Source organism: Streptomyces sp. NPDC014734, assembly GCF_043083325.1.
Classification (GTDB): Bacteria; Actinomycetota; Actinomycetes; order Streptomycetales; family Streptomycetaceae; genus Streptomyces.
Genome location: NZ_JBIBYN010000015.1, coordinates 159,934 through 175,628 on the forward strand (window position 1 = coordinate 159,934; position 15,695 = coordinate 175,628).

Sequence of the window (15,695 nt, forward strand, 5' to 3'; positions counted from 1 at the left end):
CGGCTGTCCTCGACCAGGGACGGCCGGCCATGCGAGAGCAAGGGGCTTTGGATGCTTCTCCATCGAACGACGCCCGTGAGGCCGTGGCGGCGGCTCGCGGCGGTCCTGTCCGCCGCGGCGCTCGGCGTCGGCCTCCTGACGGGATGCGGCTCCGACGCGGCGGACGGCGGGAGCGATGACGCCCCGGCCGCCGCCGCGGGCGCGTTCCCGGTCACGGTGGAGCACGCGTTCGGTTCCACGAAGATCACCAAGGCTCCCCGCCGGGTCGTCTCCGTGGGGTACACGGACGACCAGGCCATCCTGGCGTTCGGCATCAAGCCGGTCGGCATGGTCGACCAGTACCCGAACCCGGCGGGCACGTCCCCCGACGTCAACACCCAGTGGCCCTGGGTGAAGGACAAGTGGGGCGACATCCGCCCCGAGGTCATCATGAGCAACGGTGACACGGGCCCGAACTACGAGAAGATCGCCTCCCTGCGACCGGACCTGATCATCGCGGTCTACTCCGAGATCGACCGGGCCGCCTACGAGAAGCTCTCCAGGATCGCTCCGACGGTGGGACGCACCAAGGGGGAGAAGGAGCCCTTCAGCGCACCGTGGCAGGACAACGCGGTGCACATCGCCAAGGCGCTCGGCAAGGAGAAGGAGGGCACCGGACTGGTGAAGGGCATTCAGGACAAGCTCGACGCCGCTCGCACCGCGCACCCGGAGTTCGCGGACCAGACCGCCGTCGCACTGTCCTGGTACAAGGACTCGATCGCCCCCTTCACCACCACCGACGTGCGCGGACGACTGATCACCGGCATCGGCTACAAGGGCGCGACGAAGATCGACGAGATCGCCGACGGCAAGTTCTACACCGTGCTCTCCCCCGAGCGCGTCGACCTGGTCGACGTCGACCGCGTCTTCGTCATCGGGGACGAGGCGGACACCGAGGCGCTGAAGAAGTTCGAGCTGTTCACCAACCTGTCCGCCGTCAAGAACGGCAGGGTGTCGTACCTGCTCGACAGCGAGGGCCCGGCCGTCGGCGCGGCCATGTCCCAGGGAACGCTGCTGTCGCTGCCGTACGCGATCGACGAACTCGTCACGTCGGTCGGCCGGAACAAGTGAGTGAACGGTCCCGCCCCCGGAGAGACTTGGTCTTCGTGTGACTGCCATCGACACTCCAGCCGCCCCGGCGAGCACCCTGCGCACGGCGACCGGGCGCGAGGCCGCCCGATGGGTGGCGGCGCACTGCCGCCGCGCCCCGTGGCTGACGGGCTCCACCGTGCTCACCACGGTGGCCGGGGCGGCGCTCCAGGTGTTACCGGTGCTCCTGCTGGGCCGGGTGGTGGACGGGGTGGCCGGGGGCGCGTCGCGTTCGCTGCTGGTCGCCGTCGGCGCGACGATGGTGGCCGCGGCGCTGCTCGGCGCGGCGGCCACCGCCGTGTCCACGTACTTGATCGGGCGGGTGGGGGCCGACCTGCTGGCACGGCTGCGGGAGGGCGCCGTCCGCGCGGTGCTGGGGATGCCGAGCGCACGCGTCGAGCAAGTCGGCCGGGGTGATGTGCTGTCCCGGGTCGGTGACGACGTGGCCGTCCTGTCCAAGGGCATCCGGTCGGCCGTTCCCACGGTGTTCTCGGCAGGTGTGCTGGTCGCCATCGCCACGGCCGGCATGTTCGGGCTGGACTGGCGGCTCGGCCTGGCCGGAGCGGGCGCGCTGCCCGCGTACGCCCTGGCCCTGCGCTGGTACCTGCCCCGGTCCGCACCGCTCTACCGGAAACAGCGGGTGGCCCAGGCCGACCGGGCGCAGGCGCTGATCAGCGGACTGAACGGGATCGACACGGTCCGGGCCTACCGCCTGGAGGAAGCCGTCCGCGAGCGGGTCGACCGGGAGTCGTGGCGGGTGCGCGACCTCGGCATCGAGGTGTTCCGGTTCTTCGGCCGCTTCGTCGGCAGGGAGAACCGCGCCGAGTTCATCGGACTTGTCCTGATCCTCGTGGTGGGGTACGCCCTGCTGGAGGCCGACGCCGCCACCCTGGGCGAGGTGTCCGCGGCCCCGTTGATGTTCCACCGGCTGTTCACCCCGCTGGGCGCCATCATGTTCACCTTCGACGAGGCGCAGAAGTCGGGCGCGAGCCTCACCCGCCTGGTCGGGGTGCTGGGGGAGCCCGCGGAGGGCCGGCTGGTGGGCGACCCGTCCGTCGCGCCGCCGGACGCCGCGCCGTACCCGGTGACGGTGGAGGGACTCACGTTCGGCTATCCCGGTGGCGAGGAACCCGTTCTGCGGGACGTGAACCTGACGATCCCGGCCGGTGGTTCGCTCGCCCTGGTGGGGGCGACGGGTGCGGGCAAGTCGACGCTGGCCGCACTGATCGCCGGCATCGGAAGCCCCCAGGCCGGTTCGGTGCGCATCGGGCCGTACGACCTCGCCGGTCTGGACGAGGCCGGCGCACGGGCCCTGGTGAGCATCGTCACGCAGGAGACGCACGTGTTCTCGGGTCCGCTCGCCGACGACCTGCGGCTCGCCGCGCCCGGGGCGAGCGAGGCCCGGCTGAGGGAGGCGTTGCGCACGGTGGGCGCCGGCACATGGGTGGACCTGCTGCCCGACGGGCCGCACACCAGGGTCGGCGAGGGCGGCGAGCGCCTCGACGGCACCAAGGTCGCCCAGGTCGCCCTGGCCCGCCTGGTGCTGGGGGGCGCGCCGGTGGTGGTGCTCGACGAGTCGACGGCGGAGGCGGGCAGCGAGGGTGCCGCGGAACTGGAGCGCGCCGTGCTGGCCGCGTGCGCGGGCCGGACCACGCTGTTCGTCGCGCACCGGCTGACCCAGGCGATGGCGGCGGACCGGATCGCGGTGCTGGACGCCGGGCGTGTGGTCGAGGAGGGCACGCACGGGGAACTCGTCGCCCTGGACGGCCGGTACGCGCGTCTGTGGCGTGCGTGGCGAGAGGGCAGTCAGGAAATCTGAGTCGGGCGGGCCGACATTCGTGTCGTGGAAGGATGCTGAGTCTTCGATGAGAGAACCGAGTGCTTCTCGCGTACTGCTTTCTCCCACCCGCCTGGCGGGTGTGCGTCGCCGCACCGGCGACCACGGGGACCGGACCATCGCCGAGGCCTGTGCCATCGGGCTGGCGTACTGGGCGACCGGCCACGGCCCCGAGGGCATGGACCTCGCCCCGGGCACGATGTTCGCCGATCTTCTCGGATGGGTCGGCAACGGCGGTACCGGAAAAGGGGATTGGCAGGTCGACGCGGACTGCCGGAGCATCTCCGTTCCCGACGGTGTCGTGGTGGCCGACGCCCAGCTCGCACTTGACGACCTGACCGACTTCCCGGACCGGCCCATCGGCACCATCGCCCCGTCCAGCGCGGCCGCCAGGATGGAGGCCCTTGCCGAATGGAACGACACCCGGGCCGACCGGGTCCGTCCGACGATCATGGAGATGTTCCGCGAACAGGCGCGCACCAGACCGGACGCCGTCGCCGTCATCGACCGGCGCCGGTCACTGACGTACCGCCAGGTCGACGAGTACACCGGTCAGTTGGCCCACGAACTGCGCCGGCGGGGTCTCACCGCCGAACAGGTCGTCGGCATCTCGCTGGGCCGCGGTGCCGACATGGTCGTCGGACTCCTCGCCGTGCTCCGGGCCGGCTGCGCGTTCGTCCCGCTCGATCCGCAGTGGCCCGCCGAGCGCCGGGCCGTGGTCGTCGAGGACGCCGGGGCCGTCCTCCAGCTCGACGGCTCGGGCGCGCACCGCACGGGTGAACCGGACGCCGTCGCCGTCGATCTCGACCACTGGGGGTTCGCCGCCCACCCCGCCGACGGACCCGAGGTGTCCGTCCCCGGCATGTCCCTCGCCTACGTGATGTTCACGTCCGGATCGACCGGTCGGCCCAAGGGCGCCATGATCCGGCACGAGGCGATCAGCGAACGCCTGTTGTGGCAGGCGAACGAGATCCTGGGCTTCGGCCACGACGACGCGTCGCTGTTCAAGGCGCCGTTGTCCTTCGACATCTCCATCAACGAGATCTTCCTGCCGCTGGTGACCGGCGGCAGACTGGTGATCCTGCGCCCCGGCGGCGAACGTGATCCGCACCACCTGCTGAGCGTGATCGCCGAGCAGCGCGTCACCTTCACCTACCTCGTGTCGTCCATGCTCGACGTGCTGCTGGAGATCGTCGGCGACTCCGGTCGGCTCGACAGCCTGCGACACGTGTGGTGCGGCGGCGAGGTGCTGACCCCGGAACTGTACGAACGGTTCCGCACCCGGCTCGACATCCCCCTCTACCACGGCTACGGCCCCGCCGAGACGACCATCGGCGTCTCCCACGTCATCTACCGGGACGCCGCCGAACGCCTGTCCACCTCGATCGGCAGGGCCAACCCCAACACCCAGCTCTACGTCCTGGACGACGAACTGCGCCCGGTCCCGGTCGGGGTCGGCGGAGAACTGTACGCGGGCGGATTCCTCCTGGGACGCGGCTACGTCAACGCGCCCGGCCTGACGGCGTCCCGCTTCGTGGCGAACCCCTTCGCCGACGACGGGTCCCGGCTGTACCGGACCGGCGACCTGGCGCGATTCGCCCCGGACGGGTCGCTGGACTTCCTCGGCCGCGCCGACAACCAGGTCAAGATCCGCGGCATGCGGCTGGAGATCGAGGACGTCGAGTCCGGCCTCGCCGAACACCCGGGCGTACGGCACAGCTGCGTCGTCGCGAAGAAGAACTCGGCGGGCGGCACCTACCTGGTGGGGTACGTGATCCCGGCCGCCGGGCACGAGGACCTCCGGGCCGACGACGTCACGGTGTGGGCCGCCCGGCACATGGTGGAGTACATGGTGCCCACCCGCGTCGTCGTGATGGACGAGTTCCCGCTCACCGCGAACGGCAAGCTGGACCGGCGAGCCCTGCCGGAGCCCGTGACCGGCACCGGAAGGGCGCCCGTCACCGAGGACGAGCGGCTGGTGTGCGAGGCCGCCGCGGCGGTGCTGCGACTGGAGGAGGTCGGCGCCGACCAGGACTTCTTCCGGCTCGGCGGAGACAGCATCCTCGCGATCTCCCTGCTGAGCGCGTTGCGGGAGGCGGGTCTGCACGTCACCGCCCGGCAGATCTTCACCCACAGCGTGCTCGGGGCGCTCGCCGCTGTGGCGAGCCGCGAGGACGTCTCCGCCACCGACCACGCCGACGTCGCCACCGGTTCCGTCGTGGGATCGCCCATCGTGCGGTGGCTCGGCGAGACCACGGACGCGATCGACGGTTTCGTGCAGTCGGTCGTCCTCAACACCCCCGCGGAACTGACCGCCGACGCCCTGGACGAGATCCTCGCCGCCGTACTGGACCGGCACGACATGCTGCGCGCCCGGCTGGTCCGCGGCGAGCGCTGGGGCTTCGACATCCCCGGGGCGGGCCGGTCGCGCGTGGAACGGCGGGAGAGCGACCGCCCCGTCGAGGAATGCGTCGCGCTCGCCACCGACGGGCTCGACCCCGCGGCCGGAGCGATGCTGTGCGCCGTTCTGCGCCGCGAGGCACGGCAACTGGTCCTGGTCGCCCACCACGTCGTGATCGACGGTGTGTCCTGGCGGATCCTGATGGACGACCTGGCCACGGCCTGGGACCAGTACGCCGCGGGCACACCGATCGACCTGCCGCCCGTGGGCACCTCGTTCCGGCGCTGGACGCAGCTGCTGGAACGCGCCGCCCCCGACACCGACCGCACGTACTTCGCGCGCCCCCTGCCGGGAACCGACGCCCCGCTGGGCAGGCGCGCGCCCGCCGACACCGACACCGTCGCCCGGGAACGGACACACACCGTCTCGCTCGGGCCCGAGGACACGGCCGCACTGCTGGGCCCGGTTCCCGCGAGGTTCCACGCGGGTGTCAACGACGTACTGCTGACCGCCCTCGCCGTCGCCCTCGCCCGGTGGCGCCGCGACCGCGGGCAGGACCAGACGTTCGCCCACGTCGAACTGGAGGGGCACGGGCGCGAAGGACGCTTCGTGGCGGACACCGCGGGCGCCGAGCCGGACCTCTCGCGGACAGTGGGCTGGTTCACCACCCTGTTCCCGGTGACCGTGGACCCCGGCACCGCCGCCGACCTCACCGATCCCGGATACCTCGCCGTCGCCCTCAAGTCGGTCAAGGAGGACCTCGCCCGCGTGCCGGACAACGGCGTCCCCCACGGCGTGCTCAGGTACCTGACCGGCTCCGCGCCCGCCGCGCCCGCGCCGCAGGTGCTCTTCAACTACCTCGGCCGCTTCGACGCCGGCTCCGCGGGGAACTGGCAACTCGCGGGCGGCACAGGCCGGCTGGGCGAGCGGCGCGACCCGAGGATGCGGCTGCCGCGCGCCCTGGAGTTCAACGCGATCGCCGAACCCGGCGCGAGCGGCGCCTACGAACTGGCCACCACCGTCTCCTGGCCCGAGGGGATGTTCACCGACGAGGACATCACCACCCTCGCCCGGTACTTCCGCGAGACCCTGACCGCCCTGGCCGCACTGGAGGAGGGCGGCCACACCCCCAGCGACTTCCCCCTGGTGCCGCTCACCCAGGCCGACGTGGACGAGCTGGACGGCCCCGCGCTGCGGGACGTCCTGCCGCTGACCCCGCTGCAGGAGGGTCTGTACTTCCACTCGGTCTTCGACGACGACACGACGGGCAGCTACGTCGAGCAGCAGCTTCTGACGCTGGACGGCGACGTGGACCCGGACCGCCTCGCGACGGCGGCCACCCGGCTGCTGACGCTGTACCCCAACCTGGCCGCCCGGTTCACGGCCCTCGCCGACGGCCGGGTCGTCTCCGTCGTCGAGAGCGGAACCGAGGCACCCTTCACCACGCTGGACCGCCCCGGCCTCACCGACGACGAGATCCGCGGCCTCGCCGAGCGGGACCGTCGCGCCGGGTTCGACCTCGCCACCGGGCCGCTCATGCGCTACACCCTCGTCCGGGCCGGTTCCGGGCACACCGTCCTGGTGCAGACGGTGCACCACATCGTCGCCGACGGCTGGTCGGTGCCGCCGATGCTCCGCGCCCTCCTCGCCGAGTACCACGCACCGGGGAGCGTGTACCCGCTCGGCGGCCACCGCGACCACGTACGGCGGCTCGCCGCACGCGACCAGGACGAGAGCGACCGGGTGTGGCGCGAGGAACTCGCCGACCTGCCCGGCCCCTCCCTGGTCGCCGAGGGACACACCCCCTCCGAGCGGTTCGACGACATCGCCGTCGAACCCACCGCCGGCATCGACGCGGCCGTCCGCTCGGCGGGTGTGCCCCTGAGCGTGGCCGTGCACAGCGCGTGGGCGGTGACGCTCGGCGGCCTCCTGCACACCGAGGACGTCGTGTTCGGCTCCACGGTCTCCGGACGCGACGCGGAGGTGCCCGGCGTCGAGGACATGGTGGGGCTGTTCATCAACACGATCCCCGTGCGCGCCCGGTGGAACGCCACCACCACGGCGCGCGACCTGCTCACCGCGGTGAAGGAGCACCAGAGCAGGGTGCTGGCGCACCAGCACGTCTCACTGGCGAGGATCGGCCGACAGAGCGGCGCGGGCCCGCTGTTCGACACCCTGGTGGTGTTCGACGTCGCCACCGACGTGGACGGCCTGCGCCGCCCCGGCGACACCCTGGCCATCACCGGCATCGCCAACGAGGGCGCCCCCCACTACCCGTTGACGCTGGTGGCGGAGCGCACCCGCGACGGCCGGCCGCGCTTCGTCCTGATCCACGACGGGGCACTGCTGCGCCGCCGGAGCGCCGAGGCGATCCTGCACACCTTCACCCGGACCCTCGCCGCCCTGCTCGACCGGCCGGACGCCCTCGTCGGCGACGCCGCCCCCGTCCCCGCCCGGCGCCCGGCGGAGATCCCCCCGACGACCCTGAGCGAGCTCTTCGACGCCGCGGCGCGGCGCGACCCGGCGGCCACCGCCGTCACCCAGTGCGCTCTCGACGGCGGCACCCGGTCACTGACCTACGGCGAACTGGCGGCGGCGAAGGACGGGTTGGCCTCGGCCCTGCGCGCCGCCGGTGCCGGCCCGGGCCGCAGGGTCGCCGTCGCCGTTCCGCGCTCCGTGGAACAGGTAGTGGCCCTCGTCGCGGTCGTCACCGCGGGCGGCGCGTACGTACCGCTGGACCTCGCCTACCCGGACGAGCGGCTGGCGTACCTCCTCGCCGACGCCGCCCCGCAGGTCGTGCTCGTGGACCGTGAGCAGCGGGACCGCCTCGCCCGGCTGCTGGCCCGTGCCGGAGTGCCCGCCCGGGTGCTGGTACAGGGCGACGACCTGCCGCGGGCCGACACCGCCGGCCCCGGGGCGGGCCCGCACGACCCCGCGTACGTCATCTACACGTCCGGCTCGACCGGCCGTCCCAAGGGCGTCGTCGTCCCGCACTCCGCCGTGGTGACGCTGCTCGCCAACACCCGGACCGACATGGACTTCGGCCCCCAGGACGTCTGGGTCCAGTTCCACTCCTTCTCGTTCGACTTCGCGGTCTGGGAGCTGTGGGGGGCGCTCGCGCACGGCGGCGAACTGCTGGTGCCCGACTACGCGCTGACCCGCTCCCCGGTCGACTTCCACCGGCTGGTCCGCGAACGCGCGGTGACCGTGCTCAACCAGACCCCGTCGGCGTTCCACCGGTTCGTCGAGGCGGACCGGCTCGCCGGCGAACCGGTCACGGCACTGCGCCGGATCGTCTTCGGGGGCGAGGCGCTGGATCTCGGGCGGCTGCGCGGCTGGGTCGAGCGGCACGGCACCCGTGCGCCCGAACTCGTCAACATGTACGGCATCACCGAGACCACCGTCCACGTCACCCACCGGGTGCTCACCGACACGGACTTCGGCCCCGGCGGCGACGCCGGACCGATCGGCGGCCCGATCCCCGGCCTCGCCGTCCACCTGCTCGACGACCGGCTCCGGCCGGTGCCGCCGGGCCGGGTCGGCGCCATCTACGTGGCCGGGGACCAGGTGTCGCTCGGCTACCTGGGCAGGCCCGGCCTCACCGCCGCCCGCTTCGTGGCGAACCCGTTCACGGACGACGGCTCCCGCATGTACCACACGGGCGACCTCGCCCGCCGCAGGCTCGACGGCGAGCTGGAGTTCGTCGGACGCGCCGACGACCAGGTGCAGCTCAAGGGGTTCCGCATCGAGCTCGGCGAGGTGGAGTCCGCGCTCAGGCACCTCGACGGCGTCGTCGACGCGGCCGTCACCGTGGCGGACGGCGGCGACCACCTCGTCGCGCACGTCGTGGGACGGGTTCCCGGCGACCTCGTCGCCCGGCTGTCCGCCACGCTCCCCGCCCACATGGTGCCGGGCCGGGTACTGCCGGCCGAGGCCCTGCCGCTGACCGTCAACGGCAAGCTGGACCGCAGGGCCCTGACCGGGCGCGCAGCACAGGACGGCACCCCGGCGGTCAGCGGTGGTTCCGCACCGGCCGCACCGGCCGACCCCCCGACGGCCACCCGCGACCGCGCACTCGCCGCACTCATCGACGTCTTCGCCGCAGCGCTGCCCGGTGCCGCCGTCGACGCCGACACCGACTTCTTCGCCGCCGGGGGCGACAGCATCGTCGCCATCACCGTCATCAACCGCGCCAGGGCGCTCGGCCTGCGGATCGCCCCCCGGGACGTGTTCCTGTTCAAGACCCCGCGCGCGCTCGCCGAACGGTCGGGCACGCGCGACCCGCGGACCGCCGCGCCCGCGCCGTCCCGCCCCGAGAACGGCCCGCTGCCCGCCACCCCCATCATCCTGCGCCAACGCGAACTCGGCGGATCGCTCGCCCGGTTCGCCCAGGCCAGAACACTCGCGACGGCCGAGGGCACCGGTATCACCGCGGTCCGGCGCGCCGCGAACGCGCTCGTCGCCGCCCATCCGGCCCTCCGGCTGCGGCTGCGCGTCGAGCACGGCGTCTGGTCCCTGCGCACCGAACCCGCCCGCGAGATCACCGTCGTCACCACGGACACGACCGACCCGACGGCCGCCGCGAACGAGGCCGCCGGGCGACTCGACCCCGCATCCGGGGAGGTCGTCGCCTTCACCTGGCTGGAGACGAGCCGGACCCTGGTCGTCACCGCGCACCACCTCGCCGTCGACACCGTCTCCTGGCTGATCATCCTGGACGACCTGGCCACCGCCCTGGACGGGGCGCCGCTGCCACCGCCCACCACGTCCTACGCCGAATACGCCGAGGCACTGGCGGCACGCTCGGCCACGGAGACCGACGGCCTCGGACACTGGATCACCACGCTCCGGGCCCCCGCGCCGCTGCCCGCGGCCCGCAACCCGCGCGAGACCACGGTCGTCCTCGGCCCCGAGGCGGGCGACCGCGTGACGCGCACCGCACCCGCCGCACTCGGCGTGGGCCTCACCGAACTGCTGTGCGGCGCGCTGCGCGCCGCGCTGACCCTGGTGCAGCCGACGCCCACCGACCTCGCGATCGACCTGGAGCGGCACGGCCGGGCCCCCGCCCCGGAACACCACGACTACTCCCGCACCGTCGGCTGGTTCACCGCCGTCGCGCCGGTGCGGCTCACCGCCCACACCGACCCCGTCGCGGCCGCCCGCGAGGTCGCCGAACGCCGCCCGGACGAGTCGGACCACGTCGCCTACGGACGCCTCAGGTACCTCAACCCGCAGACGGCCCCGCTGCTCACCGCCCGCCCCCAGGTGCTGTTCAACTACCTGGGCCGGGGCGGCGAGTCCCGGGCACCGCGCCTCACCGGGGGCGACCGGACGAGCCCGTACGCCGTCGAGGTCAACGCGTGGACCGACGACGCCACCGGCAGCCTGCACGCCGCCTTCACCCTCGCCGAGGGCATACCCGACGCGATCACCGGCCACTGGCTCGCCGCACTGGAGCGGATCGCGGACACCGCCGCGACGGCCGAGCGCACCGCCCCGGTCACCCCGCTCCAGCGCGGCCTGTACTTCCAGGCCCAACTGGCGGGCACCGCCGGCCACTACGTCGCGCAGAGCTGGTTCACCTTCGACCGGCGGCTGGACACCGAAGCGCTGGCCGAGGCGATGGCACACGTGATCGCCAGGCACCCGGGCGTGGGCGCCGGATTCACCACCGACGAGGACGGAAACCCGGTCCAGGTCCTGAAAGCGGGCCGGCGGGTCGGTGTCCGTACGGTCCGCGTCTCGACGGCCGCCGAGGCCGAGGCCCTGCGCGCCCGGGACCGCGAGACGGGATTCGACCCGGACGAGCCGCCGCTGATCCGGCTGACCGCGGTGCGTCTGCCGGACGGCCGGGACGGCCTGCTGCTCAGCTACCACCTGCTGCTCTGGGACGGCTGGTCCCGCGAGATCCTGCTGCGGGACCTCTTCGACGCCTACGAGGCCGTCGTCGCGGGCGAGCCCCTGGACACCGCACCCGCCCTGCCGAGCTTCGAGGACTACGCCCGGTCCCTGGCCGCCGCGGATTCCGGGGCGTCGACCCGCTTCTGGGCGGAGCACCTGGCCGGACTGCCGGGCCCCACCCTGCTCGCCGGGCCGGACCCCACCCTCCCGGACGACCTGCCGCGCGCCGTGGTGCACACCATGTCCGCCGAACTGTCCCAGTTGGCAAGGGAGGCGGCCGGAGCGCACGGGGTGACGGTGAACTCGGTGCTGACCGGCGCCTTCGGCCTCCTCCTCGGCGCCCGCACCGGCCGGGCCGACGCCGTCTTCGGGGTGACCGTCTCGGGCCGTGAGGGCGAGGGGCACGACGGCATCGTCGGCGTACTGCTCAACACGGTGCCGCAGTGGACGCGACCGCGGCCCGACGACACGGTCGGCGCGTACCTCACCGCCGTGCAGACGGCCCGGGTCGAGGCGATGGAACACGAGCACCTGGGGCTCGGGGAGATCCAACGGGCCGGCGGCCACGACACCCTGTTCGACAACCTGTTCGTGCTGCAGAACTTCCTTGACCTGGACGCGCTCGCCGAGCTGAACGCCGGGCACGGCATCACCTCGGTGCGGGCCGACGACTCCACGCACTACCCGTTCACCTGGGTCGTCACGCCGGGCGAGCGGTTCACGGTCAAGCTGGAGCACCGCGACGACGACTCCGACGGCGCACGCCGGCTCCTGGACGACTACCTGCGCGTGCTGGAGGACCTGGCCCGCTCGACCGGCAGGGTGGGCACGCTGCCGGGCCCGGTCCCCGCACCCCGGGCCGCCGAGCCCACCCCCATCGGCACGGACACCGTCGTCGACCGCTTCGACCGGGCGGCGGACCGCGATCCGGAACGGGTCGCGCTCGTCGCCCACGGCGCCGCCATGACCTTCGCCCGGCTCCGCGACCGCAGCCGCGCGCTGGCCGGTGTCCTCGCCGCGCGGGGCATCGGCCCCGAGACGACGGTGGGCCTGGCGATCCCGCGCTCCCTCGACTCGATCGTGGCGCTGTTCGCCGTGCTGCGGGTCGGCGCCGCGTACGTCCCGCTTGAGCTGGACCACCCGGACGAGCGGATCGCGACGATCGTCGCGGACACCGGACCCGAGGCGATCCTCACCGTGAGCACCGTGTCGCCCCGGCTGAGCGGCGACCTGATCGAGCTGGACCGCCCCCTGCCCGAGGCCGATCCGTACGTGACGTTCGCACCGGACGACCCGGACCGCCTGCGCCATCCCGCCTACACGATCCACACCTCCGGCTCGACCGGGAAGCCCAAGGGCGTGGTGACCGAGTACGCCGGACTCACCAACATGCTGATCAACCATCAGCGGCGGATCTTCGAGCCGGTCCTCGCCGCGCACGGCCACCGGGTCTTCAGGATCGCGCACACCGTGTCGTTCGCCTTCGACATGTCGTGGGAGGAACTGCTGTGGCTGGCCGACGGCCACGAGGTCCACATCTGCGACGAGGAACTGCGCCGCGACGCCCCCCGACTTGTCGAGTACTGCCGTGAGCACGCGATCGACGTCATCAACGTCACCCCGAGCTACGCCCGGCAACTGGTCGCCGAGGGCCTCCTCGACGATGCGGCACGGCGGCCGGCACTGGTCCTGCTGGGCGGTGAGGCCGTCCCCCCGGCGCTGTGGCGACGGCTCGCCGAGACCGACGGAACGGTCGGCTACAACCTGTACGGGCCCACCGAATACACCATCAACACCCTCGGCGTCGGCACCTTCGAATGCCCGGACCCGGTGGTGGGCGTGGCCATCGACAACACCGAGGTGTACGTCCTGGACCCGTGGTTGCGGCCGGTGCCCGACGGAGTCCCCGGCGAGCTCTACGTCTCGGGCATCGGTATCGCGCGCGGCTATCTCGGACAGAGCGCCCAGACCGCGCACCGCTTCGTCGCGTGCCCGTTCGGCGCGCCCGGCGAGCGCATGTACCGCACCGGCGACCTGGCCCTGCGCCGCCCCGACGGGAACCTGACGTACCTGGGCCGCACCGACCAGCAGGTCAAGATCCGCGGACACCGGGTCGAACCGGGCGAGGTCGAGGCCGCGTTCGCGGCGCACCCGGCGGTGCGCTTCGCCGCCGCGGTCGCCCAGCCCGACCCGCGGGCCGACGGCGCGCACCGGCTGGCCGCCTATCTCGTCCTGGAGGGCGCCGACCTGGCGCGGGTCGCCGCCGACGTCGGCAAGGGGCTGCCCGACTTCCTGCGCCCGACCCACTACGCCCGGGTCGACAGCATCCCGCTGACCGTGAACGGGAAGGCCGACACCGAGGCGCTGCCGGAGGCCAGGCCGCTCGGCGCGCTGACCACGGCGGCGGAACGCGGCCCGGAGACGGAGACCGAGACCGCGGTGTGCGCGTCCTTCGCCGAGGCACTGGACCTTGACGACGACGAGGTGAGCGCGGTGAGCGACTTCGTGTCCCTCGGAGGGCACTCCATGCTGGCGGTGCGGCTGATCGGGCTGCTCCGCCGGGAGTACGGTCCTGTGATCACGATCCGTGATCTGTTCACCCTGCGAACCCCGGAAGCGATTGCCCGCCACCTTGATGAACAATCCTGACACGCAGCGGCCCCGGCCGGGCCCGGACATCCTGCGGACCGCGCTGCGCCGCAACGTCGGCGCCATGGTCCGGGGCACCGTCCTCATGGGTCTGTACCAGGCGGGGGAGACCGCCTTCCCCATCGCGCTCGGCCTGATCGTCGAGCACACGATGCGCGACCGCGGTCCGGCCGCGCTGGGCCTGTCGATCGGCGCGCTTGCCGTGATCATCACGACGGTGTCGCTGTCGTGGCGGTTCGGGATGCGCACCCTGCAGAAGGCCAACACGACCGAGGCGCACCGCTGGCGGGTGCGGGTGGCGGCCTGCGGACTCCAGCCGGTGGCCCGGGACACCGGCCTGAAGTCCGGCGAGGTGCTGACCATCGCCACCGAGGACGCCGACCAGACCGCCGACATCATCGAGGTGGTGCCGCTGCTGGTCAGTTCGCTGGTCGCGGTGGTGGTCGCGGCCGTCGCGCTGGGCCTCGCCGACATCCGGCTCGGCCTGCTGGTGATCGTGGGGACGGTCGCGATCCTCTCCGTCCTGGCCGTGCTGTCCAGACGGATCGGCGCCAGTACCCGCGAGCAGCAGGCCCGGGTGGCACGGGCGGGAGCCAAGGTCGCCGACCTGATCACCGGCCTGCGCCCGCTGCACGGCTTCGGCGGCAACCACGCGGCGTTCCGTTCCTACCGGGAGGTCAGCACGGACGCGAGGCGCCAGGCGATCACCGTGGCCCGGGTGAACGGCACCTACGCGGGCACCGCGCTGGCCCTCAACGCGGTGCTCGCCGCCGCGGTGTCGCTGACGGCCGGCTGGCTGGCGTTCGGCGGCGCGATCACCATCGGGGAACTGGTCATGGCCGTGGGCCTCGCGCAGTTCATCATCGAACCGCTCAAGATGTTCTCGGAGATGCCCAAGTACGTGATGATCGCGCGCGCGTCGGCCGAACGGATGGCGCTGGTGCTCTCCGCGCCGCCGGTGACGGCCCCGGGGGAGCGGCGTCCGGTCGCGGGCGGCGGCCTGGCGGTCGACTGCGTCCGGTACGGGACGCTGCGCGAGCTGAAGTTCGAGGTGGCCGCGGGCGAGTTCGTGGCGATCACCGCCTACCAGCCGCGTGCGGCGGCCGACCTGGCCTCGGTCCTCGCGGTGAACGTCGCCCCCGACGCGTACGAGGGGGAGGTGCGGATCGGCGGGCAGCCGATCGCGGACCTGTCGATCGAGGCGGTCCGCGCGCACATGCTGGTGAATCCGTACGACGGCGAGATCTTCGCGGGCACCCTTCGCACGAACATCGATCCCTCGGGCACCAGCCGGATGATCCCCGAGGCGGTCGAGGCGTCCATGCTGACCGATGTCGTCGCCCTCCATCGCGACGGCCTCGACCACGCGGTCCGCGACCGTGGCGCGAACCTGTCCGGCGGGCAGCGCCAACGGCTCTCCCTGGCACGCGCGTTGGCCGCCGACACCGAGGTGCTGGTGCTGCGCGATCCGACGACGGCCGTCGACGCGGTCACCGAGCAGCTCGTCGCGCGCAACATCGCGAAGTCGCGCCGCGGTCGAACGACGGTCGTGATCACCAGCAGCCCCGCCCTGCTGGACGCGGCCGACCGGGTGCTCGTCCTGGACGACGGCGTCGTCACCGCCGAGGGCACCCACCGCACGCTCCTGGCCGGCGACGCGGACTACTGCCGGGCCGTGGCCCGGTGAGAGCCTGCCGGGGGGGGGGGGGGGGGGGGGCCCCCCCCCCCCCCCCCCCCCCCCCCCCCCCCCCCCCCCGGCCGGCCCCCCCCCGCCCCCCC

4 protein-coding genes are annotated in these 15,695 nt (G+C 73.3%); all 4 read left to right on the top strand.

The features are described from left to right. Positions 1 to 51: 51 nt before the first annotated feature. From ACF1CT_RS23535 to ACF1CT_RS23550, 4 genes are read left to right on the top strand one after another with little or no spacing between them, the layout of a single operon-like run. Positions 52 to 1,110, top strand: a complete 1,059-nt coding sequence (locus tag ACF1CT_RS23535) for an iron-siderophore ABC transporter substrate-binding protein (RefSeq protein ID WP_391785883.1) — start codon at positions 52 to 54, stop codon at positions 1,108 to 1,110. Between the two features lie 37 nt (positions 1,111 to 1,147). Beyond that, positions 1,148 to 2,947 (top strand): ABC transporter ATP-binding protein, encoded by a 1,800-nt coding sequence (locus tag ACF1CT_RS23540; RefSeq protein ID WP_391785884.1) that lies wholly within the window; start codon positions 1,148 to 1,150, stop codon positions 2,945 to 2,947. Positions 2,948 to 2,993: 46 nt separating this feature from the next. Continuing rightward, positions 2,994 to 13,916 carry an amino acid adenylation domain-containing protein gene (locus tag ACF1CT_RS23545; RefSeq protein WP_391785885.1) on the top strand — a complete coding sequence of 3,641 codons (10,923 nt, stop codon included), beginning with the start codon at positions 2,994 to 2,996 and terminating at the stop codon, positions 13,914 to 13,916. Then, positions 13,903 to 15,603 carry an ABC transporter ATP-binding protein gene (locus ACF1CT_RS23550; protein ID WP_391785886.1) on the top strand — a complete coding sequence of 567 codons (1,701 nt, stop codon included), beginning with the start codon at positions 13,903 to 13,905 and terminating at the stop codon, positions 15,601 to 15,603. The genes ACF1CT_RS23545 and ACF1CT_RS23550 overlap by 14 nt, the downstream gene beginning before the upstream one ends. Positions 15,604 to 15,695: the final 92 nt, after the last annotated feature.